27 protein-coding genes and 3 tRNA genes are annotated in these 25,542 nt (G+C 62.5%); 29 read left to right on the top strand and 1 reads right to left on the bottom strand.

Annotated features, from left to right (window positions below):
* The first annotated feature begins 1 nt into the window (after position 1).
* The 29 genes from glmM (at position 2) to Q0C23_RS05520 (ending at position 24,885) form a co-directional block, all read left to right on the top strand.
* Positions 2-1,366 carry a phosphoglucosamine mutase gene (gene glmM / locus Q0C23_RS05660; RefSeq protein WP_291511408.1) on the top strand — a complete coding sequence of 455 codons (1,365 nt, stop codon included), beginning with the start codon at positions 2-4 and terminating at the stop codon, positions 1,364-1,366.
* Positions 1,367-1,433: 67 nt separating this feature from the next.
* Positions 1,434-2,213 carry a triose-phosphate isomerase gene (gene tpiA / locus Q0C23_RS05655; RefSeq protein WP_291511407.1) on the top strand — a complete coding sequence of 260 codons (780 nt, stop codon included), beginning with the start codon at positions 1,434-1,436 and terminating at the stop codon, positions 2,211-2,213.
* Positions 2,214-2,219: 6 nt separating this feature from the next.
* A complete protein-coding gene (gene secG, locus Q0C23_RS05650; RefSeq protein WP_291511406.1) occupies positions 2,220-2,630 on the top strand; it encodes a preprotein translocase subunit SecG in 411 nt (136 codons plus the stop codon).
* Positions 2,631-2,664: 34 nt separating this feature from the next.
* Positions 2,665-2,750, top strand: a tRNA-Leu gene (locus tag Q0C23_RS05645).
* A 119-nt stretch (positions 2,751-2,869) separates the two neighbouring features.
* Complete coding sequence (locus Q0C23_RS05640; protein WP_291511405.1) at positions 2,870-3,226, top strand: NADH-quinone oxidoreductase subunit A; 357 nt, start codon at positions 2,870-2,872, stop codon at positions 3,224-3,226.
* Complete coding sequence (locus Q0C23_RS05635) at positions 3,217-3,693, top strand: NADH-quinone oxidoreductase subunit B family protein (protein ID WP_004868919.1); 477 nt, start codon at positions 3,217-3,219, stop codon at positions 3,691-3,693. Before Q0C23_RS05640 ends, Q0C23_RS05635 begins: the two co-directional genes overlap by 10 nt.
* Before the next feature lie 3 nt (positions 3,694-3,696).
* Positions 3,697-4,305, top strand: coding sequence for an NADH-quinone oxidoreductase subunit C (locus tag Q0C23_RS05630; RefSeq protein WP_291511404.1), 609 nt, complete (start codon positions 3,697-3,699; stop codon positions 4,303-4,305).
* Positions 4,289-5,542, top strand: coding sequence for an NADH-quinone oxidoreductase subunit D (locus tag Q0C23_RS05625; RefSeq protein WP_291511403.1), 1,254 nt, complete (start codon positions 4,289-4,291; stop codon positions 5,540-5,542). Before Q0C23_RS05630 ends, Q0C23_RS05625 begins: the two co-directional genes overlap by 17 nt.
* Before the next feature lie 4 nt (positions 5,543-5,546).
* Complete coding sequence (gene nuoE / locus Q0C23_RS05620; protein ID WP_291511402.1) at positions 5,547-6,038, top strand: NADH-quinone oxidoreductase subunit NuoE; 492 nt, start codon at positions 5,547-5,549, stop codon at positions 6,036-6,038.
* Entirely contained in the window at positions 6,028-7,314 is a 1,287-nt protein-coding gene (gene nuoF, locus Q0C23_RS05615) for an NADH-quinone oxidoreductase subunit NuoF (RefSeq protein WP_291511401.1), read from the top strand. Before nuoE ends, nuoF begins: the two co-directional genes overlap by 11 nt.
* Entirely contained in the window at positions 7,314-9,644 is a 2,331-nt protein-coding gene (gene nuoG / locus Q0C23_RS05610; RefSeq protein WP_291511400.1) for an NADH-quinone oxidoreductase subunit NuoG, read from the top strand. The genes nuoF and nuoG overlap by 1 nt, the downstream gene beginning before the upstream one ends.
* 10 nt (positions 9,645-9,654) lie before the next feature.
* Positions 9,655-10,686: an NADH-quinone oxidoreductase subunit NuoH gene (gene nuoH, locus Q0C23_RS05605; RefSeq protein WP_291511399.1), complete on the top strand. Its 1,032-nt coding sequence runs from the start codon at positions 9,655-9,657 to the stop codon at positions 10,684-10,686.
* A gap of 12 nt (positions 10,687-10,698) precedes the next feature.
* Positions 10,699-11,190 carry an NADH-quinone oxidoreductase subunit NuoI gene (nuoI, locus tag Q0C23_RS05600; RefSeq protein WP_291511398.1) on the top strand — a complete coding sequence of 164 codons (492 nt, stop codon included), beginning with the start codon at positions 10,699-10,701 and terminating at the stop codon, positions 11,188-11,190.
* 12 nt (positions 11,191-11,202) lie between these two features.
* Positions 11,203-11,799 (top strand): NADH-quinone oxidoreductase subunit J, encoded by a 597-nt coding sequence (locus Q0C23_RS05595; RefSeq protein ID WP_291511397.1) that lies wholly within the window; start codon positions 11,203-11,205, stop codon positions 11,797-11,799.
* Complete coding sequence (gene nuoK, locus Q0C23_RS05590) at positions 11,796-12,110, top strand: NADH-quinone oxidoreductase subunit NuoK (protein ID WP_004868938.1); 315 nt, start codon at positions 11,796-11,798, stop codon at positions 12,108-12,110. Before Q0C23_RS05595 ends, nuoK begins: the two co-directional genes overlap by 4 nt.
* A gap of 1 nt (position 12,111) precedes the next feature.
* On the top strand, positions 12,112-14,094 hold the full coding sequence (gene nuoL / locus Q0C23_RS05585; RefSeq protein WP_291511396.1) for an NADH-quinone oxidoreductase subunit L: 1,983 nt from the start codon (positions 12,112-12,114) through the stop codon (positions 14,092-14,094).
* 3 nt (positions 14,095-14,097) lie between these two features.
* The gene (locus tag Q0C23_RS05580; protein WP_291511395.1) at positions 14,098-15,582 is read left to right on the top strand and encodes an NADH-quinone oxidoreductase subunit M; all 1,485 of its coding nucleotides are present in this window, start codon (positions 14,098-14,100) and stop codon (positions 15,580-15,582) included.
* Between the two features lie 11 nt (positions 15,583-15,593).
* On the top strand, positions 15,594-17,039 hold the full coding sequence (gene nuoN / locus Q0C23_RS05575; protein ID WP_291511394.1) for an NADH-quinone oxidoreductase subunit NuoN: 1,446 nt from the start codon (positions 15,594-15,596) through the stop codon (positions 17,037-17,039).
* Entirely contained in the window at positions 17,039-17,350 is a 312-nt protein-coding gene (locus tag Q0C23_RS05570; RefSeq protein ID WP_291511393.1) for a DUF2818 family protein, read from the top strand. Before nuoN ends, Q0C23_RS05570 begins: the two co-directional genes overlap by 1 nt.
* A gap of 35 nt (positions 17,351-17,385) precedes the next feature.
* A tRNA-Val gene (locus tag Q0C23_RS05565) sits at positions 17,386-17,460 on the top strand.
* 66 nt (positions 17,461-17,526) lie between these two features.
* Positions 17,527-19,461 (top strand): threonine--tRNA ligase, encoded by a 1,935-nt coding sequence (thrS, locus tag Q0C23_RS05560; RefSeq protein ID WP_291511392.1) that lies wholly within the window; start codon positions 17,527-17,529, stop codon positions 19,459-19,461.
* 15 nt (positions 19,462-19,476) lie between these two features.
* Positions 19,477-19,995 carry a translation initiation factor IF-3 gene (gene infC / locus Q0C23_RS05555; protein WP_291511476.1) on the top strand — a complete coding sequence of 173 codons (519 nt, stop codon included), beginning with the start codon at positions 19,477-19,479 and terminating at the stop codon, positions 19,993-19,995.
* A gap of 9 nt (positions 19,996-20,004) precedes the next feature.
* Entirely contained in the window at positions 20,005-20,202 is a 198-nt protein-coding gene (gene rpmI, locus Q0C23_RS05550) for a 50S ribosomal protein L35 (RefSeq protein WP_291511391.1), read from the top strand.
* A 46-nt stretch (positions 20,203-20,248) separates the two neighbouring features.
* Positions 20,249-20,614, top strand: a complete 366-nt coding sequence (gene rplT / locus Q0C23_RS05545; protein WP_291511390.1) for a 50S ribosomal protein L20 — start codon at positions 20,249-20,251, stop codon at positions 20,612-20,614.
* Between the two features lie 35 nt (positions 20,615-20,649).
* On the top strand, positions 20,650-21,657 hold the full coding sequence (pheS, locus tag Q0C23_RS05540) for a phenylalanine--tRNA ligase subunit alpha (protein WP_367273186.1): 1,008 nt from the start codon (positions 20,650-20,652) through the stop codon (positions 21,655-21,657).
* A gap of 8 nt (positions 21,658-21,665) precedes the next feature.
* Positions 21,666-24,050 (top strand): phenylalanine--tRNA ligase subunit beta, encoded by a 2,385-nt coding sequence (pheT, locus tag Q0C23_RS05535; RefSeq protein ID WP_291511388.1) that lies wholly within the window; start codon positions 21,666-21,668, stop codon positions 24,048-24,050.
* 9 nt (positions 24,051-24,059) lie between these two features.
* On the top strand, positions 24,060-24,359 hold the full coding sequence (locus tag Q0C23_RS05530) for an integration host factor subunit alpha (protein WP_291511387.1): 300 nt from the start codon (positions 24,060-24,062) through the stop codon (positions 24,357-24,359).
* Positions 24,334-24,795: a MerR family transcriptional regulator gene (locus Q0C23_RS05525; RefSeq protein WP_291511386.1), complete on the top strand. Its 462-nt coding sequence runs from the start codon at positions 24,334-24,336 to the stop codon at positions 24,793-24,795. The genes Q0C23_RS05530 and Q0C23_RS05525 overlap by 26 nt, the downstream gene beginning before the upstream one ends.
* 13 nt (positions 24,796-24,808) lie before the next feature.
* Positions 24,809-24,885: transfer RNA gene (locus Q0C23_RS05520), tRNA-Pro, on the top strand.
* A gap of 206 nt (positions 24,886-25,091) precedes the next feature.
* Here Q0C23_RS05520 and Q0C23_RS05515 read toward each other — a convergent pair.
* Complete coding sequence (locus tag Q0C23_RS05515; RefSeq protein WP_291511385.1) at positions 25,092-25,535, bottom strand: HEAT repeat domain-containing protein; 444 nt, start codon at positions 25,533-25,535, stop codon at positions 25,092-25,094.
* Positions 25,536-25,542 lie beyond the last annotated feature (7 nt).

Raw genomic sequence — 25,542 nt, 5'->3', positions numbered from 1 at the left:
CATGGCACGACAGTTTTTTGGCACCGATGGCGTTCGCGGGCGCGTGGGCGATTTGCCCATGCATCCCGAGTGGGTACTTCGTCTGGGTTGGGCAGCGGGGCACGTGCTCACCGCCGGCGCCCCAGGGCGACCACGGGTCGTCATCGGCAAGGATACCCGCCTGTCCGGCTATCTGCTGGAGTCCGCCCTGGAATCCGGTCTTGCCGCTGCGGGGGTAGATGTCCTCCTGGTGGGGCCTTTGCCCACGCCCGCCATCGCCTATCTCACGCGCACCCTGCGGGCCGATGCCGGTATCGTCATCAGCGCTTCCCACAATCCCTTTCCCGACAACGGCATCAAGTTCTTTTCGGGCGACGGCCTGAAGCTTGCCGATGAGATCGAAGAGGCCATCGAGGCGCGCATGACCCTGCCCCTGACCCTGCCCGACGCCGACCGCCTGGGCAAGGCGCGGCGTGTGGACGATGCCGCCGGACGCTATGTGGAATTCTGCAAGACCACCTTTCCGGGCGATCTCGATCTGCGCGGTCTACGGCTGGTGCTGGATTGTGCCCATGGCGCCACCTACAAGGTCGCACCCATGGTGTTCGCCGAGCTCGGTGCCCAGATCGAGGCTATCGGCGTCCATCCCGATGGCCTCAATATCAACGACGAGGTCGGCTCCACCGCGCCGGAGCTTCTGCGCAGTCAGGTGGTAGCCAGCGGCGCCGACATGGGCATCGCCTTCGATGGCGACGGCGACCGCCTGCTGCTGGTAGACGGCGAGGGTGAACTCTGGGACGGCGACAGCATCCTCTGGCTTTTGGCGCGCGAGATGCGGGAGACCGGCCAGCTGCCCGGGGTAGTGGGTACGGTGATGAGCAATCTGGCCCTGGAACAGGCCTTCGCCCAGTGGGGGGTGCCTTTTGTGCGGGCGGCCGTTGGCGATCGCTACGTGTTGGAGCAGATGCGTGCGCTCTCCTACCCCCTGGGGGGCGAGTCTTCCGGTCACATCATCACTCCCGCCAATACCACCGGCGACGGCATCCTCGCCGCTTTGCAGGTGCTGGCCATCGTCCAGCGGCGCTGTCAGCCCCTGCACGTCCTGCGTGGCGATTTTCGCCTGGCGCCGCAGATCCTGCGCAGTCTACCCATCGCCTCCGCCCGCGAGTTCCTCAAGGACGCCGCGGTGCAGGCAGCCATCGCTCAGGCCGAAGCCGAGCTCTGGCAACGGGGACGTCTGCTGGTGCGCCCCTCGGGCACCGAGCCGCTCCTGCGGATCATGGTGGAGGCTGCGGATCGGGCGACCGCCGAAGCCGTGGCAAGCCGCCTGAGCGATCAACTCATGCAGCTCCACCGCGAACGCACCGGAGTCTGTGCGGCAAATTGACCACCCTGGGCGGAGCCTTTACACTCGGCCCCTTGATCAGGATATAGCGATAAGAGGAAACCGACGCGTGCGCCCCATCATGGTAGCGGGAAATTGGAAGATGCACGGGCTCAGTGCCGATGCCCACCATCTCACACAGTCCATCCTGGACGCGGGACTCGAGCCCACCGTACCTGAGGTCGTGCTGTTTCCGCCTTTCACACTCCTGCACACGGTATCTCAGGTGGCCAAAGGGACTGCCCTACGCTGGGGTGGACAGAACCTCTTCTGGGAAAACCAGGGCGCCTACACCGGCGAGATCTCTGGCTCCATGCTTCGAGACATGGGCTGTCGCTATGTTCTGGTGGGCCACTCGGAGCGGCGCGCGCTCTTTGGCGAAAGCGATGCCGTCGTGCTGCGCAAGGCTCAGGCCGCCCTGCATTCCGGTCTCATCCCGGTGATCTGCGTCGGCGAGACGGGAGCCGAACGGGAACATGGGAAGACTACTGAAGTACTGCGGCGCCAGATCGAGGCACTAGCCCCGGTGCTGGAACACCAGGGCAGCGGCCATCAGCCTCATGTTGTCATCGCCTACGAGCCAGTCTGGGCCATTGGCACCGGCCAGACGGCCACGCCGGAGCAGGCACAGGAGGCGCACGCCTTCATCCGCGCCGTCGTGGCGGAGCATGCCCAGGCCCTGGCCAAGAAGCTGCTCATCCTCTACGGCGGGAGCGTCAAGGCCAACAACGCTGCCGCCCTTTTTGCCGCTGAGGATATCGACGGCGGGCTGGTGGGTGGCGCCTCTTTGCAGGCCGGTGAGTTCATCCAGATCTGTCGGGCCGCCCACAGCGTCGGCCGAGGAGTTTGAAGCGACATGTACGATTTTCTCCTGATTCTGCAAGTCATCATCTGCGTGGTACTGGTAGGTCTGGTATTGATCCAGAAAGGCCAGGGCGCGGATATCGGCGCCGTCTTCGGCGGCGGCGGCTCCCAGACGGTCTTCGGCGCACGCGGTGCCGGCAATTTCCTGAGTCACACCACGGCCGTGGTGGGTGCACTCTTCTTCCTCAATAGCCTGGGACTCGCCTACCTTTCCGATCACGCCAGTCGTTCCGTCAGCTCCGGCATTGCCCTTCCGGCGGCGTCGGCGCCGGCCAGCTCCGCGGCCGCTACAGCCGCCCCAAATGTCAGCAAGAATACGGCTGCCGGTGCCCCTGCAGCGCCCGCGGTCAGCAGCTCTGCCGCCGTCCCGTCCGCATCCACGCAGAGCGCCCCCAAGCCTTGACCTTGGTCTTGGAGCATGAGACATTTGTGTCATAGCCGAAGTGGTGAAATCTGGTAGACACACCGTCTTGAGGGGGCGGCGGCGCAAGCCATGCCGGTTCGAGTCCGGCCTTCGGCACCAAACACAGCCCAAGTGGCTGTTTTTTTGTCTCTGGGCTTTTCCACAGCGTTGATTATACAGATAAAAATTATTTTATGACTTCCTGGTGAAGTCCGGAATTCGGCGGAGGGGTGTAGCGGATGTTGGATCACTATCTACCCGTACTCATTTTCTTGCTGGTCGCTCTGCTGGTGGGCGTCATACCGCTGTGGCTGGGCTCCAACCTGGGTCCCAAACGGCCGGACAGTGAAAAACTCTCTCCCTACGAATGCGGCTTCGAGGCCTTCGAGGACGCTCGCGTCAAATTCGATGTGCGCTATTACCTGGTCGCCATTCTTTTCATTCTGTTCGATCTGGAAATCGCTTTTCTTTTTCCCTGGGCCGTGGTCTTCGATGCCATTGGCATGACGGGCTTCGTGGCGATGATGATCTTCCTGGCCATCCTCGTAGTGGGCTTCATTTACGAGTGGAAGAAGGGGGCGCTGGAATGGGAATAGAGGGCGTTCTCGAGAAGGGCTTTGTCACCACCAGTATCGATACCGTAGTCAACTGGAGTCGCACCGGATCGCTGTGGCCCATGACCTTTGGCCTGGCCTGCTGTGCGGTAGAGATGATGCATGCGGGAGCGGCGCGCTATGACCTGGATCGCTTCGGCATCATCTTTCGGCCGAGCCCCCGGCAGTCGGATGTGATGATCGTCGCCGGCACGCTCGTCAACAAGATGGCGCCAGCCCTGCGCAAGGTCTATGACCAGATGCCGGAACCCCGCTGGGTCGTGTCCATGGGGTCCTGTGCCAATGGCGGCGGCTACTACCACTATTCCTACAGTGTGGTGCGCGGTTGCGATCGCATCGTGCCGGTGGATGTCTACGTGCCGGGCTGTCCACCCACGGCAGAGGCCCTGCTCTTCGGGCTCATCCAGCTGCAGAAGAAGATCCGTCGCACCAACACCATTGCCAGGTGAACGATGAGCGAAAGCATCGACGATACCAGCCAGATCCCTCTGGCGGAGTTGGGGCAGCGACTGCGCCACAGTCGGGTGGATCGTGGTGAGCTGACCGTGGAGCTGGAGCGGGACGGCCTGCTCGAGAGTCTCCGTTTTCTGCGCGATGACCCGCGCTGCGACTTTCAGCAGCTCATCGACCTCTGCGGAGTGGATTACTCCGAGTACGGCGAAGGCGCCTGGACTGGGCCGCGTTTTGCCGTGGTCTATCACCTGCTCTCTCTCCATCACCACCGTCGCCTGCGTGTGCGCGTGTATCTGGATGAGGAACTGCCGATCCTGCCTTCGGCGGTAGAGATCTGGCCAGCGGCCAACTGGTTCGAGCGCGAAGCCTTCGATCTCTTTGGTTTCCTCTTCGATGGTCATCCGGATCTGCGGCGGATTCTGACGGATTACGGTTTTGTGGGACACCCTTTCCGCAAGGATTTTCCCCTGGTGGGGACGGTGGAGATGCGCTACGACGCCGATCAGCGTCGGGTCGTGTACGAGCCCACCCGCACGGAAGAGCGGGTGGTGGTGCCGCGGATACTGCGGATCGGTGAGGAGGGGCGCTACGATGCCGGAAATCAATAACTTCACCATGAATTTCGGGCCGCAGCATCCTTCGGCCCACGGCGTGCTGCGTCTGGTCCTGGAGCTGGACGGTGAGGTCATCGAACGGGCCGACCCGCACATCGGTCTGCTCCACCGTGCCACCGAAAAGCTGGCGGAGCACAAGACCTATCTGCAGAACCTGCCCTACATGGATCGTCTCGACTACGTCTCGATGATGTGCAACGAGCACGCCTATTGTCGCGCGGTGGAGAAGCTCCTCGGGGTGGAGATACCCATCCGCGCCCAGTACATCCGCACCATGTTCGACGAGATCACGCGCATCCTCAACCACCTCCTGTGGCTGGGGGCCTACGCCTTGGACGTCGGTGCGATGAGTGTGTTCCTGTACTGTTTCCGTGAGCGGGAAGACCTCATGGACGTCTATGAGGCGGTCTCTGGGGCGCGCATGCACGCCGCCTATTACCGTCCGGGCGGGGTGTATCGTGACCTGCCGGAGCGCATGCCCCAGTATGAGCCCTCGCCCTATCGCGATGCCCGGCGCCTGGCGGAGCTCAATGCCAACCGCCAGGGCAGCGTGTTGGATTTCATCGAGGATTTCACGCGGCGCTTCCCGGGCTATGTGGACGAATACGAGACCCTGCTCACGGACAACCGCATCTGGAAGCAGCGCACCGTCGGCATCGGCGTGGTCAGTCCGGAGCGGGCCATCGCCCTGGGATTCACCGGTCCCATGCTGCGGGCTAGCGGGGTCGCTTGGGATCTGCGCCGCAGCGAACCCTACGCCGCCTACGCCGATCTGGACTTCGACATCCCCGTGGGCAAGGAAGGAGACTGCTACGATCGCTATCTCGTGCGCGTCGCCGAAATGCGCCAGAGCAACCGCATCATCGCTCAGTGCGTGGATTGGCTGCGGCGCAACCCCGGGCCCGTCATCGTCGACGACTACAAGATCGCGCCACCACCGCGCGAGACCATGAAGACCAGCATGGAGGCCCTGATCCATCACTTCAAGCTTTTCACCGAGGGCATGGCGGTGCCACCCGGCGAAGTTTACGCCGCCGTCGAGGCGCCCAAGGGCGAATTCGGCATTTATATGGTCTCGGATGGGGCCAACAAGCCCTATCGCATGAAAATCCGGGCACCGGGTTTCCCGCACCTTGCGGCCATGGACGAAATGGCCCGGGGTCACATGATTGCGGACGTGGTGGCCATCCTCGCCACCATGGACATCGTCTTCGGCGAAATCGACAGGTAAGGCCATGCTCTCCGATCAAGCTCTCGCTGCCATCGCTGCCGAACGGCGCAAGTATCCGGCCGATCAAGCCCGCTCTGCTCTCCTGGCGGCCCTGCGTATCGCCCAGGAAGAACACGGCTGGCTGCCGACGGAACTCATCGAGGAAGTGGCTCAGGTTCTGGAGATCCCGAGTATCCAGGCCTTCGAGGTCGCCACCTTCTACACGATGTACGACCTGAAACCCGTGGGCAAGCACAAGCTCTGCGTCTGCGGCAGCGTTTCCTGCTTTCTCAACGGTTCCGACGATATCCTGGCGCACCTGCAGAAGCGCCTGGGCATCGGCATCGGCGAAACCACGGCGGATGGACTGTTCACCCTGCAGGAAGTGGAGTGCCTGGGTGCCTGCAAGGACGCCCCGGTCCTGCATCTGGGCGACCAATACCTGGAACGTCTGACCCCGGAGGGCATCGATGCCCTCATCGAGCAACTGCGCGGAGGATCGAGCGATGTACGTTAACGGCGTTACCCTCAAGAATCGCGGCATCCCGGATTCCCATCGCCTGTCGGTCTACGAATCGACGGGCGGCTATCAGGCACTGCGCAAGATCTTCAGCGAACAGGTCACCCCAGAGCAGGTGATCGCCGAGATGAAGACCTCGGCCCTGCGCGGACGCGGCGGCGCAGGCTTCCCCACGGGTCTCAAATGGAGTTTCATGCCCAAGGGAGTGTCGGGCACCAAGTATCTGCTCTGCAATGCCGACGAGGGAGAACCCGGCACCTGCAAGGACCGCGACATCATGCGCTATGAGCCGCACCGACTCATAGAGGGCATGATCATCGGTGCCTACGCCATGGGTGCCCGTGCCGGCTACATCTTCATTCGCGGCGAGTTCATCGAGCCCATCCGGCGGGTCGAGGCGGCCCTGGAAGAGGCCTATGCCGCCGGCTTTCTGGGCGAGCGCATCCTGGGCCAGGACTTTTCCTTCGATCTCTACGTCTATCGCGGCGCCGGTGCCTACATCTGCGGCGAGGAGACGGCGCTGATGGAGGCCTTGGAAGGCAAGAAGGGCCAGCCCCGGTTCAAGCCGCCCTTCCCGGCCAGCTATGGCCTCTACGGTCGCCCCACCACCATCAACAATGTCGAGACCTTTGCCTCGGTACCGGACATCATCGTCCACGGCGGCCAGTGGTTTCTGGAACTCGGCAAAGCCAACAACGGCGGCACCAAGATTTTCTCGGTCACGGGTCACGTGCAGCGTCCCGGCAATTACGAGGTGCCCATGGGCACGCCCTTTCCGGAACTGCTGGAGATGGCGGGCGGCCTGCGCCCAGGGCGGAGTCTGAAGGCGGTGATCCCTGGCGGCACCAGCACCGCCATGCTCGCCGGCGATACCATGATGGACTGCACCATGGACTACGACTCCATCGCCAAGGCCGGCTCGGCCCTGGGGGCTGGCTCGGTGATCGTCATCGACGACAGCGTCTGCATCGTCCGCGTGGTGGAGCGTATTGCCCGCTTCTACATGCACGAGTCCTGTGGCCAGTGCACACCCTGCCGCGAGGGCATGGGCTGGCTCTGGCGGGTGATGCACCGCATCGAGAACGGTCAAGGTCGGGCCCAGGATATCGAATTGCTCCTCAATGTCGGCTCACGCATCGAGGGTCGCACCATCTGCGCCCTGGCCGATGGCGGTGTGGCGCCCGTGGTGAGCTCCATCAAGCTGTTCCGTGAGGAGTACGAGCACCACATCCGGCACGGGCAGTGTCTGGTGGGACAGCGGAGGGCTGCCTGATGCCACACATCGAGATCGATGGCCGGGAGCTGGACGTCGCCGCCGGCACCACCATCCTCGAGGCGGCGCGGCAGCTGGGCATCTACATCCCGGTCTTCTGCTACCACCCCAAGCTGTCCATCGCCGCCAATTGCCGCATGTGTCTGGTGGATGTGGAAAAGCAGTGGAAGCCCCTGCCCGCCTGCGCCACCCCTTGCGCCGACGGTATGAAGATCCAGACCCGTTCGGCCAAGGCCAAGGCGGCGCAGCAGGGTGTCCTGGAGTTCCTGCTCATCAATCACCCGCTGGATTGCCCGGTCTGCGACCAGGGGGGTGAGTGCCCCCTGCAGGACATCACCATGGGCTACGCCAATCCCCACAGCTTCTACCAGGAAGAGAAGCGGGTGGTGGCGGACAAGGATATCGGTCCGCTCATTGCCACGGAAATGACCCGCTGCATCCAGTGCACCCGCTGCGTGCGCTTTGGCCAGGAAATTGCCGGCGTCATGGAGCTGGGGGTGGTGGGTCGCGGTGAGAAGGAAGCCATCAGCACCTACGTGTCCAAGGCCGTATCCTCGGAACTGTCGGGCAACATGATCGACCTCTGCCCCGTCGGTGCCCTGACCAGTAAACCCTTTCGCTACAAGGCGCGCTCCTGGGAACTGAAGCACACTCCCAGCCTCTGCCCCCACTGTTCCACGGGCTGCAACACCGATGTGCAGAGTCTTGGCAAGGACGTGCTGCGGGTACTGCCGCGCGCCAACGAGAGCGTCAACGAAGAATGGATCTGCGACAAGGGTCGCTTTGCCTACGCCGGCCTCAGCGCCGAGGACCGGGGCCTCACGCCGCTGCTGCGCGTCAACGGCCGTCTGCAGGCCGCAAGCTGGGGCGAGGCCCTGCAAGCGGCGGCGGGGGGGCTCGAGAGCGTCGTCCGTAAGCACGGTCCCGAGGCCATTGCCGCCCTCATCTCTCCCGAGAGCAGCAATGAGGAGCTCTTTCTTTTTCAGGCCCTGTTCCGGGCCTTGGGGGTGACTCATATCGAGCATCGCCTGCGGCAGACGGATTTCCGCGCCGACGCGGCCATGCCGCTCTATCCCGCCCTCAACATGAGCCTGGAGGATCTGGAGCGGGAGCGCACCATCCTCCTCTGCCACGCCTTCCCCCGGGAACAGCAGCCTCTGACCAACCATCGCCTGCGCAAGGCGGCCCTTGCTGGCGCCACGATCTATGCCATCGACACGGTGCTACGGCCCTTCAATTTTCCAGTGCAGGGACTCTGTCCGGAAACGGGGGACGACCTGGGTACCTACCGGCGCCTGGAGGAACTGCTGCAGGGCGCTACGGCACGGGCCGAGGAAGGGGCGCTGGCACGCTTGGCCACGGCCCTGCGCGAGACAGAGGATCCCCTGCTGCTCATCGGCAACGATGCCCTGCAGCATCCCCAAGCGGCCGAGCTGCTGCGGGCGATCCAGGGCGTGGCCACGGCGGCCGGGGCGCGACTGGGCTGGCTGGCCAATGCCGGCAACGCCGCCGGTGCCTGGCTCCTGGGTTGCGTCCCTCACCGCCGCCCGGGGGGCGAGACCGTACCGGGTCAGCGCACACCCAGCTGGTCCACAGCGCACAAGGCTTTCGTGCTCTACGGTGTCGAGCCGGAGTACGACAGTCTGGCCGTGGAAGCGGCACAACAGGCCTTGCAGGAAGCCGAGTTCGTGCTCGCCCTGGGACATTTCACCGGCAACCTGCCGGAGCAGGTCCAGGTCTTCCTGCCCCTGGCCAGCTGGGCCGAGAGCGCCGGCAGCTTCATCAACAACGAGGGACGCCTGCAGAGCTATCGCGCTGCGGTGAAGCCCGCCGGTGAGGCGCGGCCCGGCTGGAAGGTTCTGCGTGTGCTGGCGGATCATCTGGGAGTTGCGGGCCTTGCCTTCAACGATCTGGATGAGGTGCAGTCGGCCTGGCAAGGCGCTTTGGGAGATTTTCCTCTGGACGTGCCTGCCTTTGCCGCGTTTCCAGAGCTGGCCCCGGAAGCGGCCGCGCCGCTGCCCGAAGGGCATCTGCGCCTCTTGGGTGACTGGACCATCTACACCGCCGATCCCCTGGTCCGGCGCGCCGCGCCGCTGCGACGTCCTGCCGTCTGCCGCATGCATCCGCAAGATCTCCAGGCACGGGGGCTTGGGAGCGTGATCGAACTGCGCCGGGCGGGACGACCGGTGGTGACCCTGCCGGTACAGGCCGACGCCAGTGTGCCGCGAGGCTGCCTGTGGCTCCCCCTGGGTACCGCCGAGAGTGTCGCCTTAGGCGGCCTGCAGAGCTCCTGTACCGTGGGTCGTGCGTCCAGCCGGCAGGCGATCTGAAGGAGCGTTCATGGTCTTTGCCCATCTCACCTCGACCCCCTGGTGGCCGGCTCTCTGGTCCCTGCTGAAGATCGTTTTCGTCCTGGTTCCGCTGCTCGCTGCCGTTGCCTACCTGACGCTGGCGGAACGCAAGGTTATCGGTTACATGCAGATTCGACTCGGGCCCAATCGGGTGGGCTTCCGCGGCCTGCTGCAGCCCATCGCCGACGCCTTGAAGTTGCTCTTCAAGGAAGTGGTGATCCCCACCAATGCCAACCGCTTCCTCTTTCTGACGGCGCCGGTGCTGGCTTTCGTGCCGGCCATGCTGGTCTGGGCTGCGGTACCCTTCGGTCCCGATGTCGCCATCGCCAACATGAATGCCGGGCTGCTCTATGTACTGGCGGTTGCCGGTCTTGGCGTCTATGGAATCATCGTCGCCGGCTGGGCGTCCAACTCCAAGTATGCCTTCTTGGGCGCCATGCGGGCCGCAGCCCAGCTCGTCGCCTACGAAATCGCCATGGGCTTCGCCCTGGTGGGGGTGCTGATGGTGGCCCAGAGCCTGAATCTCAGCAAGATCGTTGAGGCGCAGGCTGGGGGGGGCTTCTGGTCCTGGTACTGGTTGCCCCTGTTTCCCTTCTTCCTGGTGTATTTCATCTCGGGGGTAGCCGAAACCAATCGCGCCCCCTTCGATGTCGCCGAGGGTGAGTCGGAGATCGTCGCCGGTTTTCACGTCGAGTATTCGGGCATGGGCTTTGCCCTCTTTTTCCTGGCCGAATACGCCAACATGATCTTCGTCTCCATCCTGACCTCGGTGCTGTTTCTGGGCGGCTGGTACCCGCCACTGGCCATTGCGCCCTTTACCTGGGTGCCGGGCATCGTCTGGCTGTTGCTGAAGACCGCCTTCCTGCTCTACGTCTTTCTCTGGATTCGTGCCACTTTTCCACGGTATCGTTACGATCAGATCATGCGGCTCGGATGGAAGGTGTTCATCCCGGTGACCATCGCCTGGATCGTGGTCATCGGCATTGCCCTGGAAACGCCGTTACGAAGCCTCTTGCGCTAGAGAGAAGCCACCATGCAGATACGTCCCAAACAGTGGTTCCAAAGCTTTTTCCTGACCGAGCTCCTGCGTGGCATGCAGCTGACCGGGCGCTATTTCTTCGGCCGCAAGTTCACGGTGCAGTATCCCGAGGAGAGAACGCCGCAATCACCCCGGTTTCGGGGGCTGCACGCGCTGCGGCGCTACGAGAACGGCGAGGAGCGCTGCATCTCCTGCAAGCTCTGTGAGGCGGTCTGTCCGGCCTTGGCCATCACCATCCGTGGCGAGGAACGCGCCGACGGTACCCGCCGTACCACGGTCTACGACATCGACCTCAGTAAGTGCATCTTCTGCGGGCTGTGCGAGGAATCCTGTCCCGTGGACTCCATCGTCGAGAGCCGGGTCCTGGACTATCATGCCGAGACACGCTCGGAACTCCTCTACAACAAGGATCGGCTGCTGGCCAACGGCGACCGTCTGGAACGGCAGCTGGCCGAAGATCGGGCGGCTGACCGCCCCTACCGCTGAGGGAGTGGGCGGATGTCGGTAACGTCCCTGCTTTTCTATGTGTTTTCGGCCGTTCTGCTGCTGTCGGCGCTGTTGGTCATCACCGCCCGCAATCCGGTTTACGCCAGCCTGTATCTGGTGCTGGCCTTCTTCAACGCCGCGGCGCTGTTTCTGCTTCTGGGGGCGGAGTTTCTCGGCCTGATCCTGATCCTCGTCTACGTGGGCGCGGTGATGGTGCTTTTCCTGTTCGTGGTGATGATGCTGGACATCAATCTCGCGCGCCTGCAGGAGGGCTTTCTGCACTACCTGCCCTTGGGGCTTGCGGTGGCCATCCTGGGGGTGCTGGAGCTCGCCGCCGTGTTCTGGACCGCGCCCCTGGGGCACATCCCCGCCCCCGGGGCCGTGCCGGCCGACGCGGACAACACCCGGGCTCTGGGCGAACTGCTCTACACGCACTATCTGTATCCCTTTGAGATCGCCGCCGTGATCCTGCTCATCGCCATCATTGCCGCCATTGCCCTGACTCTGCGGCGGCGGCCCCAGAGCAAGACCCAGGATATCGGTCGCCAGCTGGCGGTGAAGGTCAGCGAGCGACTGCGCCTCGTGGACTTGCGGAGGCCGCGGCCATGAGTGGCCAGCCCACCCTTGCGGCCTGGCTGATACTGGGCGCCCTGCTCTTTTCCATCGGTGTGGTCGGTATTTTTCTCAATCGCAAGAATGTCATCATCCTGCTCATGGCCATCGAGATCCTGCTGCTCGCCGTGAATATCAATTTCGTGGCTTTTTCCCGCTATCTCGGCAATCTCGAAGGACAGATCTTCGTGTTCTTCATCCTGACGGTAGCCGCGGCCGAGGCGGCCATCGGTCTGGCTATCCTGGTGGTGTACTTCCGCAAGCGTCACAGCATCAACGTAGACGACATCGACGAATTACGGGGCTAGTATGTGGATTTTCCAATGGCTGCATGGGCTCAACCCTCTCTTTGTCTATCTTCTGATCCCGCTCGCCCCGCTCGCAGGCGCTTTGATCGCCGGTCTTCTCGGTTGGAAGTTGCAGGAACGGGCCCACTGGTTTCCCATTCTCGGCGTCGCCTTGTCTTTTTTCCTGTCGCTGCACGTCCTTTGGCAGAGCACTCAGGGCATCGGCTTTTACGGCAATGTCTATACCTGGGGTGTGCTCGGGAATCTGCCCGTTTCCATTGGTTTTGATATCGACAGTCTTACGGCGCTAATGCTGGTGGTGGTGACCTTCGTGTCTTTGTGCGTGCACATCTACACCATCGGCTACATGCACGGCGACCCAGGCTATGCGCGCTTTTTCAGCTACATCGCCCTGTTCACCTTCAGCATGTTGATGCTGGTGATGAGCAACAACTTCCTGCAGCTCTTCTTCGGTTGGGAAGCGGTGGGACTCGTCTCCTATCTGCTCATCGGTTTCTGGTTCAACCGCGAGAGCGCCAATCAGGCGGCGCTCAAGGCTTTTCTGGTCAACCGTGTGGGCGACTTCGGTTTTCTCCTGGGAATTGCCGCCGTCTATCACTATTGCGGCAGCCTCGACTATCGCACCGTCTTCGCCGCGGTCCCCAGTCTCGTGGGCCAGACGGTGGAGATCCTTCCCGGCCACCATTGGTCGGTACTGACCTGGATCGCCATTCTGCTCTTCATCGGCGCCATGGGTAAGTCGGCTCAGGTGCCGCTGCACGTGTGGCTGCCGGAATCCATGGAAGGTCCAACCCCCATCTCTGCCTTGATCCACGCCGCCACCATGGTGACGGCCGGTATCTTCATGGTGGCGCGGATGTCGCCCATCTATGAGGCGTCCACCACGGCGCTCTCCGTCATTCTTCTCATCGGCGCCATCACCGCCCTGTCCATGGGGCTTATCGGTCTCGTGCAGAACGACATCAAACGCATCATCGCCTACTCCACTCTGTCGCAGTTGGGCTATATGACGGCGGCACTCGGGGCCTCGGCCTTCTCGGCGGCCATCTTTCATCTGATGACCCACGCCTTCTTCAAGGCACTGCTCTTTCTGGCCGCAGGCTCGGTCATCCACGCCATGGCCAACGAACAGGATATCCGCAAGATGGGGGGTCTGCGCCGCTACATGCCCATCACCTACCTCACTTTCCTGATCGGCAGCCTGGCACTGGCGGGTATACCGCCCTTCTCCGGCTTCTTCAGCAAGGATCTCATCATCGAGGCCGTGGGTCTGTCCCGGATCCCCGGCGCTGGCTGGGCCCACGTCTTCCTCATCCTGGGGGTAGTGGTTACGGCCTTGTACACTTTTCGCATGTTCTTTCTGGTCTTCCACGGTGCGCCGCGGATGGACGAACATACCCGGGCACACCTGCACGAATCGCCCTGGGTCATCACCCTGCCCCTGCTCGCCCTCAGTGTGCCGGCGGTCTACGCCGGCTGGGCCTACATCGGGCCGGTGGGGCTCGGGCACTTTCTCGACAGCTCCTTGACCATTCGGCCGAGTCTGGACACCGTGGCGGAGATCTCCGCGCACTGGCAGGGCGCCTCGGCCTTCGTGCTCGAGGGTCTGACGGCCTGGCCTTTCTGGCTGGCCCTGCTGGGTATTGCCCTGGCGGCCTATTTCTATGCCTGGCGCGGCGGTGTACCGGCGAGTCTCAGCCGCATCCTGACGCCCTTCTCCTGGATCCTGCGTCAGAAATACGGTTTCGACGCCTTCAACAACGGTATCCTGGTACCTCTGGCGCTCTGGTTCGGGCGGCGCTTCTGGCACCAGGGAGATGAACGGGTGATCGATGGCTGGTTTGTGAACGGCTCGGCCCGGGAGATCGGTCGCGCCGCCCTGTCCTGGCGTCGCCTGCAGAGCGGTTACATCTACCACTACGCTTTTGCCATGATCATCGGCCTGGTCCTGTTCATGAGCTATTTCATGATCTGGAGGGGCTAAGACGTGGGGACCCAAGCTTTGTTGAGTCAATCCATCTGGGTGCCCATCGCCTTCGGCGTCCTGGTACTGGCGGTGGGCGACCGCCGCACCACCCTGGTCAAATGGCTGGCCCTGCTGGGCTCCACGGTGACCTTTGTCATCACCCTGGAGCTCCTGGCGGGCTTCGACACCCACACCGCCGCCATGCAGTTTGTGGAGCGGGTGCCCTGGATTCCCTCCCTGAACATCGATTATCACCTGGGGGTGGACGGCATTTCCCTGTGGTTTGTGTTGCTCACCAGCTTTCTTACCATCCTCGTGGTGATCAGCTCCTGGACCAACGTGCATCGGCGCCTTGCGCAGTTTCTGGGGGCCTTCCTGATCATGGATGGCCTGATGATCGGGGTGTTCTGCGCTCTGGATGCCATCCTCTTCTACTTTTTCTGGGAGGCCACCCTTATCCCCATGTTCCTCATCATCGGGGTCTGGGGTGGTCCGCGGCGGGTCTACGCCACCATCAAGTTCTTTCTGTATACCTTTCTGGGCTCGGTGCTGATGCTGGTGGCCCTCCTGTACCTGCATTTTCACAGCGGTGGCAGTTTCAATCTGCTCACCTTCCAGAACACGCCCTTGGGTCTGGCCGCCCAGACCTGGATCTTTCTCGCTTTTTTCCTGGCCTTTGCGGTGAAGATCCCCATGTGGCCCGTGCACACCTGGTTGCCCGATGCCCACGTCGAGGCACCCACCGCGGGCTCGGTCATCCTTGCCGCCGTGATGCTGAAGATGGGTGCCTATGGTTTCCTGCGACTGAGCCTGCCCATCACCCCCGACGCCAGTCACCATCTGGCCTGGCTGATGATCCTCCTGTCCCTCATCGCCATCGTCTATATCGCGTTGGTGGCCATCGTCCAGCAGGACATGAAGAAACTGGTGGCCTATTCCTCTATCGCCCACATGGGCTTCGTCACTCTCGGCTTCTTCGTTTTCGATGCCACGGCCGTGGAAGGGGGCATCATCCAGATGCTATCCCACGGCTTCATCAGTGCGGCCATGTTCCTCTGCATCGGCGTGCTCTACGATCGCATGCACACTCGCGATATCCATGCCTATGGCGGCGTGGCTAACGTCATGCCGATCTTTGCCAGCTTCATGATGCTCTTTGCCATGGGCAACGTGGGCCTGCCGGGTACTTCGGGCTTTGTGGGTGAATTCATGGTGGTACTGGGCACCTATCAGGTCAACCCATGGGCTGCCATCATCGCCGCGACCGGTCTGATCACGGGCGCCGGCTATACCCTCTGGCTCTTCAAGCGGGTCATGTTCGGCGGTGTCATTCATCGCGAGGTCGCCGCGCTGACCGATCTCAATGCACAGGAGTTCCTGGTGCTGGGGTCACTGGCGGTGCTCACCCTGCTCATGGGCGTTTGGCCGGCGCCTTTTCTCGACATCGTCCACACCTCTGTCCAGCATCTGCTGACGCAGGTGGCCGCCAGCAAGATTCCCGGTTGAAGGAGCTCTCGATGCCCACCCTCATGCACCATTGGACCTTTGCCATCCCGGAAATCTGGGTTCTGGTCATGGCTTGCGCGGTCTTGTTGGTCGACCTGTTCTGGGGACATCGCAGTCCACACCTGGCGCCGGTGCTGAGCGTCGTGACGATTCTGGGAGCCATGCTGCTGACCACGGCACAATGGGGTCTCAGTGGCTCCAGCTTTGCCGGCCAGTTGCTCCTCGATCCCTTCACCATCGTCGCCGAACTGTCGGTGGAGCTGCTGAGCCTCTTGGTGCTTCTGTACTCGCCGCGCTATCTGCGCGAACGCGGCCTGTACCGCGGCGAGGTCTTCGTCCTCCTGCTTTTTGCCCTGCTGGGCAGCATGATCATGATCTCTGGGGGAAATCTCCTGACCCTGTATCTGGGCCTTGAGCTGCTGGCCTTGAGCCAGTACGCCCTGGTTGCCCTGCAGCGGGACAATCCGCGGGCCGTGGAAGCGGCGCTGAAATACTTCATCCTTGGAGCCCTGGCCTCGGGCCTGCTGTTGTACGGTATGTCGCTGCTCTATGGACTGACGGGAAGCCTCGACATCGCCCAGATTGCGCAGGGTCTCGTCAATGTCGGTGCCGACAACTTCGTGTTGACCATGGCTCTGGTCTTTGTGGTGGCGGGTATCGCCTTCAAGCTCGGTGCCGCTCCCTTTCACATGTGGATTCCCGACGCCTACCAGGGTGCACCGACGGTCATGACCCTGTTCATGGCCACGGCCCCGAAGGTGGCCGCCTTTGCCTTGGTCATCCGCATCCTGGCGCAGGGCAATGCCGGCGCGGTCGAGATCTGGCAGCAGATTTTCGTAGCCCTGGCCATCGCTTCCCTGCTCATCGGTAACGTGGTCGCCATTGCTCAGAGTAATCTCAAGCGCATGCTCGCCTACTCCACCGTCAGCAACGTCGGATTCCTGTCTCTGGGCATCGTCGCCGGCAACGCCAATGGGTTGGCCAGCGCCTTTTATTACGTGCTGGTCTATGCACTGATGGCGGCGGCGGGTTTCGGCATGATACTGCTGCTCAGTCGAGAAGGCTTCGAGGCCGAGAACATTGCCGATTTCGCCGGCCTCGCCCAGCGTCGGCCCTGGTATGCCCTGCTCATGCTCATCATCATGTTCTCCATGGCCGGGGTGCCGCCCACGGTGGGCTTCACGGCCAAACTTGCCGTCTTCCAGGCTCTCGTGCAGGCGGGCTATGTACCCCTGGCGGTCTTTGCGATCCTGATGGCTGTGGTTGGCGCTTTCTATTACCTGCGTGTGGTCAAGGTCATGTATTTTGACCCCGTCCCGGAGAATGCCCCGCAGCTTGCTCGGGATGGCCTGGCCAGCGCCGTACTCAGTGTCAACAGTGTGGCACTCTTGTTGCTTGGAATACTGCCGGGGGCCTTGCTCGCCACCTGTTTCCATGCCCTTCAAGGAGTCCTGTGATGTCTTTGCAGCACTGGTCGCTGATCTACATCCTCATTGCCTTCCTGGCCGCCAATCTGCCCTGGCTGAGCTCGCGCCGCTTCATCGTCGGTCCGCCGGGAGAAAAGTCCCTGGTCTGGTACCTCGGCGAATGGCTGGCCATGTATTTCTTGGCGGGACTCATCGGGATGGGTATGGAATGGAAACTGGACGGCCAGCTCAGTCCCCAGGGCTGGGAGTTCTACGTCATCGCCCTGTGCATGTTCGCGGTCTTTGCCATCCCGGGCTTCATCTGGCGCTTCAATGTCCTGCCCCTGTTGAGAAAATCTTGACGGAGCAGGGACAGCTTGCTATCTTCGCGCTCTCCAGGCGCGTAGCTCAGGGGGAGAGCGCTACCTTGACACGGTAGAGGTCGGCGGTTCGAAACCGCCCGTGCCTACCACATTCGGCATCAGAAGGGCCCGCACCAGGAGGCTTTCCTCGCTGGTGCTTTTTCTTTGGAGGCAGCATGCCCGACATACGCTTACCCGACGGCACGGTACGGTCGTTCCCGGCCACCGTCACAGGTATGGAGCTGGCGGAGAGTATTGGCAAGGGCCTGGCCAAGGCGGCCGTGGCCATGCGTGTGAACGGGCAGCTGCAGGACCTTTCTCGACCCATTACGGCCGATGCCGAGGTTCACATCGTCACCAAGGATGCGCCCGAGGGTCTCGAGATTCTGCGCCACTCCACCGCGCACCTTCTGGCCCAGGCGGTACAGGATCTGTTCCCGGAGGCCCAGGTCACCATCGGGCCGGTCATCGACAACGGTTTCTATTACGATTTTGCCTATGCACGCGGTTTCACACCGGAAGACCTCGAAGCCATCGAAAAGCGCATGCGGGAGCTGGTGCGGGCGGATCTGCCCGTGCAGCGTGAGGAGGTCTCTCGAGAAGAGGCCATCGCCCGCTTCGCGAACATGGGTGAAGAGTACAAGGTCCAGATCATCCGCGATATCCCGGCTGAGGAAACCTTGACCCTCTATCATCAGGGCGACTTCGTCGATCTCTGCCGCGGGCCCCACGTGCCGCGCACCGGGGTACTCGGGGCCTTCAAACTGCTGCGGGTGGCCGGCGCCTATTGGCGGGGCGATGCCCGCAACCCCATGCTGCAGCGCATCTACGGTACCGCCTGGGCGAGCCAAAAGGACCTGGACGCATACCTCGCCCAGATGGCTGAGGCGGAGCGGCGTGATCATCGCCGCATCGGGCGGGAACTGGAACTGTTCTCCATCCAGGAGGATGCCGGCGGCGGTCTGGTCTTCTGGCACCCCCAGGGAGCCCAGATACGCAAAGTCATCGAAGATTATTGGCGCGAGGCTCACCTTCAGGGCGGTTACGCGCTGCTCTATACCCCCCACATCGCCCACGAACAGCTCTGGTTTACCTCGGGGCACAAGGATTTTTACGCCGACTCCATGTTTCAGGCCATGGAAGACGAGGGTCAGCCCTACCAGCTGAAGCCCATGAACTGCCCTTTCCACATCCTGATCTACAAGGACAAGTTGCGCTCTTACCGCGACCTGCCCATTCGCTGGGCGGAATTGGGAACGGTGTACCGCCACGAGATGTCCGGGGCTCTCCACGGCCTCATGCGGGTGCGCGGCTTTACCCAAGACGATGCCCACATCTTCTGTCGCCCGGACCAGATCGAGGAAGAGATCGCGGGCGTCCTGACCCTCACTCAAGACATCCTTGGCACCTTCGGCTTTGATCGCTATGAGATTCATCTCTCTACCCGCCCCGAACACTCCGTCGGCAGCGACGACATCTGGGAGACGGCGACCCGTGCGCTCGAGGGGGCCCTGGACCGCGCTGGCCTGGAGTATCGGGTCGACGCCGGCGGCGGTGCCTTCTATGGCCCCAAGATCGATCTCAAGATCGAGGATGCCATCGGCCGCAAGTGGCAATGCAGCACCATCCAGCTGGATTTCAATCTGCCTCAGCGCTTTGCCATGGAATACGTGGATGAAGATGGCAGTCGCCAGACCCCGATCATGGTTCATCGCGCCATCTTCGGCTCCATAGAGCGCTTCTTCGGGGTGCTCATCGAACACTATGAGGGCAAATTCCCCCTGTGGCTTGCACCTACCCAGGTCGTCGTCCTGCCCATCAGCGAGCACCAGGCCGACTACGCCCAGACGGTTCAGTCCAGCCTCGCCAGTGCAGGCCTAAGGGTTGAATCGGACTTGAGAAATGAGAAGATCGGCTATAAAATACGCGCCCACACTTTGCGCCGAGTTCCCTTCCTTGCCGTCGTGGGTGAACGCGAAAAGGCGGCGGGTGAAGTGGCGGTGCGCAGTCGCGACGGCACGGATCTGGGGAGCCTCAAGCTTGCAGATCTGGTCGCCAAGCTGAAGGCAATGGACGAGAGCCGTCAAAACGCCCTCGATTGGCAGGGCTAGGGGGAGGGTAGGACTATCGCGACGGAAAAAGAGGTCAACGTCAATCGGGAGATCACGGCCCCAAAGGTCCGTCTCATTGGCGTCGAAGGGGATCAATTGGGTATCGTGTCTCTGTTCGAGGCACTCGCGGCAGCAGAATCGGCGGAACTGGATCTGGTGGAAATCGCTCCGCAGGCCAACCCGCCCGTCTGCCGGATCATGGATTACGGAAAGTTCCGTTTTCAGGAAAGCAAGCGGCAGCATGAGGCGCGGCGCAAGCAGAAGCAGAGCCAGGTCAAGGAGATCAAGTTTCGGCCGCGTACCGACGACGCCGACTACCAGATCAAGCTGCGCAACATCGTGCGCTTCCTGGAGGACGGGGACCGAGTCAAGATCACCCTGCGTTTTCGCGGTCGCGAGATGACCCACCCCGAGTTGGGTATGGAAGTGCTCAATCGTGTGGAAAAAGATTTGCTGGAAATAGGGGTGGTTGAACAACGACCACGGATGGAAGGTCGGCAGATGGTGATGGTGATCGCGCCACGGAAGAAATAGGAGAGTATCGTGCCAAAAATGAAGACCAATCGTGGGGCCGCCAAGCGCTTCAAGCGCACCGGCTCCGGCAAGTTCAAGCATCGTCAGGCGTTCTTGAATCACATCCTGACCAAGAAGAGCACCAAGCGTAAACGTCACCTGCGCCACACCATGGTGACTTCCGGCAGCGATCAGGCCGCCCTGCGGCGGATGTTACCCTACGGCTGATGGGCTGGGGTGCCCCCGAGGCATCCATGTTGAGAGGAGTTGAGTCATGCCAAGAGTAAAACGGGGCGTCACGGCCCACGCTCGGCACAAGAAGGTGCTGAATCGTGCCAAGGGTTTCCGCGGCCAACGCAAGAGCAACTATCGCATCGCCCATCAGGCGGTGATGAAAGCGCTGACCTATGAATATCGGGATCGGCGGACCAAGAAGCGCGATTTCCGCAGCCTGTGGATCGTCCGCATCAATGCCGCAGCACGGGCCGAAGGCATGAGCTACAGTCGCTTCATGAATGGCCTCCTGCGCGCCGGCGTGCAGCTGGACCGCAAGGTGCTGGCCGATATCGCCGTACGTGATAAGGTCGCCTTCTCGCGCTTGGTGGAGTTGGCCAAGGAACAGCACAGCGCCGCGGCCTGAACGGGGACGAGGCTATGGCTGATACCGAGAGTTCCATGGCCTCCTCCACGGAGATCGCAGACCGTATTGCCGGGGCTCCCGACCTGCGGGCGCTGGAAGCCCTGCGCGTGCACTATCTGGGCAAGAAGGGTGTGCTCACCCAGGCCATACAGTCCTTGGCCAAGCTCGAGCCCGAGGCACGACGCGAGGCGGGGCAGAGGCTGAATCGGCTCAAAGGCGAAGTCCAAGATTGGCTTGAGGCACGTCGGAAGGTACTGGAGAGCCAAGCCCTGGCAGAACGTCTCAACGCCGAGAGCGTCGATATCACCCTGCCAGGACGCGCCGTGCAGCATGGCAGTCTGCACCCCATCCGACAAACGCTGCTATGGATCGAGGAATTCTTCGGCCATCTGGGTTTCGAGGTGGCCGATGGTCCCGAGATAGAGGACGACTTCCACAACTTCACAGCCCTCAACATCCCCGCGGATCACCCGGCGCGGGCCATGCACGATACCTTCTATCTGGACGACACCCACGTCCTGCGCACCCACACCTCACCGGTGCAGATACGTTATCTGGAGTCGCACGAACCGCCTCTGCGCATGATCGCCACAGGGCGAGTCTATCGACGTGACTCGGATCTTACCCACACCCCGATGTTCCATCAGGTGGAAGGCTTGTTCCTGGACGAATCCGTCAATTTTGCCGACCTGCGTGGGCTCCTGGCAGACTTTCTGCAGGCCTTCTTCAATCGTAGCGACCTGCCGGTACGCTTTCGGCCGTCCTATTTTCCGTTCACCGAACCCTCGGCGGAGGTGGATGTGGGCTGTGTCATCTGCGGTGGCGGCGGCTGCCGCGTGTGCAAGCAGACGGGCTGGCTGGAGGTTTTGGGCTGCGGTATGGTCCACCCGGCGGTCCTGGAGATGGCGGGAGTCGATAACGAGCGCTTTGCGGGATTTGCCTTTGGTCTTGGCGTCGAGCGCTTGACGATGCTGCGTCATGGGGTGAACGATCTGCGGCTCTTCTTTGAAAACGATATCCGTTTTCTCCGTCAGTTTGCCTGAGGATCGCCATGCAGATCAGTATCCAATGGTTGCGCGAGGCCTGGCTGGAGAGCGACTGGAGCAGTCAGCGTCTCGCCGATGCCCTCACCATGGGCGGAATCGAGGTGGAAGCCGTCGAACCCGCGGGTCCGAGCCTTGCCGACGTCGTCGTCGCTGTGGTGCGCGCGGTACAGCCACACCCGCAGGCGGAGAAGCTGCGGGTAGCGGAGGTGGACTGTGGCGACGGGCGTCTACGCCAGATCGTCTGCGGCGCGCCCCGGCTCTATCCCGGCCAGCGGGTGCCCCTTGCCCTGCCCGGAGCCCTGCTGCCCGGCAACGTCACCATTCGTGAAGCGGAGCTGCGCGGTGTGCGTTCCGAAGGCATGCTCTGCTCTGCCGCCGAGCTGGATCTCGCCGACGGCAGCAGCGGCCTGCTGGAACTGGATCCGCAGGCCCCCCTGGGTCAGGCACTGCACGCCTATCTGCGGCTGGACGATGAGATCCTGACCCTCGGCATCACCCCCAATCGCGGCGATGCTTTCTCCTATCTGGGGATCGCTCGAGACCTTTGCGCTCTGGGCGCTGGCCGTCTGCGTCCCTGGCAGCCCCAGACCCCGGCCTGGCCGCAGCAGCCGCAGGCAGCGGCCCTGGGCGATGCCTTGCAGATCGCGGTGGAGCCCACCGCCGCCGAGGCCTGTCCGCGCTACCACGCGCTGCTCCTGGAGGACCTGCCTACGCGCCTGCCCGACGTCCTGCGGGAACGTTTACGTCGCAGCGGTCAACGACGGGTGGCGCCGGTGGTGGACTGGCTCAATCTGCAGATGCTGGCCACGGGACAGCCCATGCACGCCTTCGACGCCGACCGCATCCAGGGCGGATTGACCGTGCGCTGGGCCCGAACGGGCGAGGTTCTGGACGCCCTGGATGGGCGCGACCTGATGCTGGAACCGGACATGCTCGTCATTGCCGATGCCCACGGGCCAGTGGCGCTGGCGGGCATCATCGGTGGACAGCGCACGGCGGTGCACGACGATACCCGCCGGATCGTCCTGGAGTCTGCGTATTTTCGGGCCAATGCGGTGCAGGGCCGAGCGCGACGTCTGAGCCTGCAGACCGAAGCAGCCACACGCTTCGAGCGCGGTGTGGACTTCCGTCTGGGTCAGCCGGCGGCCGTGGCGACGTGGCAGAGCATGGCGGACTACGCTCCCACTACCCTGCTGGCGACTGCCGTAGTTGCCGGTGCAGAACCCGATCTGCCATGGATTCCGCTACGCAGCCGACGGATCGAACGCATCCTGGGCTTTGCACCGTCGGCCCAGCGCGTTCGGGAGATTCTGGAGGCGCTGGGTTGCATGGTAGAAGTTCAGGCGGAGGGGGACTGGCGGGTACAGCCGCCCAGTCATCGACACGATCTGCGCATCGAAGCAGACCTCATCGAGGAGATCGCGCGAATCAACGGCTACGATCGTCTGCCACAGCGCCGGCCACGGGGGCTGCTGACGGCCCGACCGCCCGCGGCGGAACCGCGTTTTGAGGCGCTGCGTGCCTTTCTCATCGCTCGCGACTATCACGAGGCCATCACCTACAGTTTTATCTCGGCAGAAGCCCAGGCGCGTTTCTGTCCGGAAGAGGCACCCATCGCCCTGCGCAATCCCCTCAGCATTGACCTGGGCGTGATGCGCGGCAGTCTTTGGCCCGGACTGCTGCAGGCTCTGCAATTCAACGTCAACCGCCAGCAAGAGCGGGTACGTCTCTTTGAGATGGGCCGCATCTTCCGGGGTTCTCAGCAAAGGCTGCATCTGGCCGGGGTGACACACGGCCCGACCCTGCCAGAACATTGGTCGGGATCGTCACCTTGGTGCGATTTCTTTGATATGCGCGGCGATGTCGAAGGTCTGCTCCGTCACTGGCAGAATCTGGATCTGGAATATCGGCGCAGCCGCAACCCGAATCTGCACCCCGGCCAGTCTGCGGACCTCTGGCTGGATGGGTCGCTCTTGGGTAGCATCGGTGCACTGCACCCACGCTGGCAGGACAGCTACGGTCTGGACAAGGCAGCCTTTCTCTTCTATCTAGACATGGAAGGATTGGCCGCATACAGCAAAACTCCGCGGTTCCGGCCCATCCCGTCCTATCCTGCCCTACGTCGGGATCTGGCCTTGGTGGTACCGGAGGACATCAACGCCGACCAGGTACTGCGGACGATACGCGGGGCGGCCAGCAGCGCCTTGCGGGAACTATGGATATTCGATCGCTATCAAGGTAGTCAGGTGGCGTCGGGACACTACGGACTCGGGGTCGGACTGCTCTTGCAGGAAGACGACCGAACGCTCACCGAGACGGAGATACAGGGCGAATTAGAGAGGATCCTCGCCGCACTGCAGGCACTGGGATCCATTCAGCTACGCATCTAGGGGTGAAACATGGCGGTGACCAAAGCGGAGATCGTAGATATGCTCTTCGATACCATGGGCCTGAATAAACGTGAGGCCAAAGGTATCGTCGAATCCTTTTTTGACAGCATCCGGGAAACCCTGGCGCGCGGAGAAGAGGTCAAGCTATCGGGCTTTGGCAACTTCACCCTGCGCGAAAAGAATCCCCGTCCGGGCCGAAATCCGAAGACGGGAGTGGAAATCACCATTACCGCCCGCCGAGTGGTGACCTTCCACCCCAGCCAAAAGCTCAAGGCCTATGTAAATGGCAGGTCCGAGCAGCAAAGCTAAAACGGGCAAGCTGGAACCACTGCCCGATATCCCCGACAAACGCTACTTCTCCATCAGTGAGGCGGCGCAACTCTGTGGTGTGAAGGCGCACGTACTGCGCTACTGGGAACAGGAATTCCCGCAGTTGCGCCCGCTCAAAAGACGCGGCAACCGCCGCTACTATCAGAAACACGACCTCCTCCTGGCCCGTGCCATCCGGCAACTGCTCTATGGCGAGGGCTACACCATCCACGGCGCCCGAGATCGCTTGCAGGAACCGCGCGTCCAGGAGAACGCTGGCAGCCACCCGGATCAGCTCAGTCTGGGAATGGACGATCTTGTGAGTCCGAGCGAGAAGACACCCTGGCCACAACGCTTGCGATTTCTGCGGCACGAGCTCGGGCAACTGCTGCAGCTCTGTCGGGGAGCGATTGACGGCGACGGCCGTTCCAAGTAGAGTGCAGGACTCGCGGGGCGTAGCGCAGCCTGGTAGCGCACCTGAATGGGGTTCAGGTGGTCGGAGGTTCAAATCCTCTCGCCCCGACCAAACATAGCACGGCACCCCGTCCTATTTTTTCCGCCGGACCGCGGATCCCCCCCAAGTATGACGTTTTCCTGAAGAAGATCTTCTGTCGGATAGCGCCTGCCTTCCGAACTTCCAACGGAGAAATCTGTGAGCCACCCTGGACGCGCACGATGCGAGCCCACGGCCGGAGTCTCCACGCGTCGCTAAGCGATGGGGGAGGTACCCTCTTATCGGTACAAAGGCACCTGTCCCGGGCGGCAACGCGTCTGGCTCACGCGCGGCCCTTTTTTCGCGGCTTGGCGTACGAGCTCGTCGGCATCCTCCTGCAACTGCTGGCGTTGCTCTGGCGTCAGCAAGGCATTGCGTGCTACGGCGTAGCGCACATTGGGATCCTTGTCTCGACAGAGGGACTCCACCTGCTCCGGCAAAAGATCCGGCCGCTTAGCCATGCACAGTCGCACCACGTAGTCGGGATCTTGGCAGAAGTGCGCCACCTCGGCGGGCGTCAGGTCGGCCCGCCGAGCAAAGTAACAGCGCGTCTGTACCCACTGTTCCCTGAGCAGGGCTTGCCGATATGGGGCGGGAAGCTCGGGGCTGAGGGCCCAGTGGAGACGGGCAGCAAGCTCCAGACTGGACCAAGGTGGCAGGGGGTCGTGTGCGCCTTCCCTCAAAATGCCA

Origin of the sequence: Acidithiobacillus sp., from assembly GCF_023256195.1 — a bacterium.
GTDB lineage: Bacteria > Pseudomonadota > Gammaproteobacteria > Acidithiobacillales > Acidithiobacillaceae > Acidithiobacillus_A.
The sequence above is the reverse complement of the archived record's forward strand: the minus strand, read 5'-3'. Positions and strand labels throughout refer to the sequence as shown.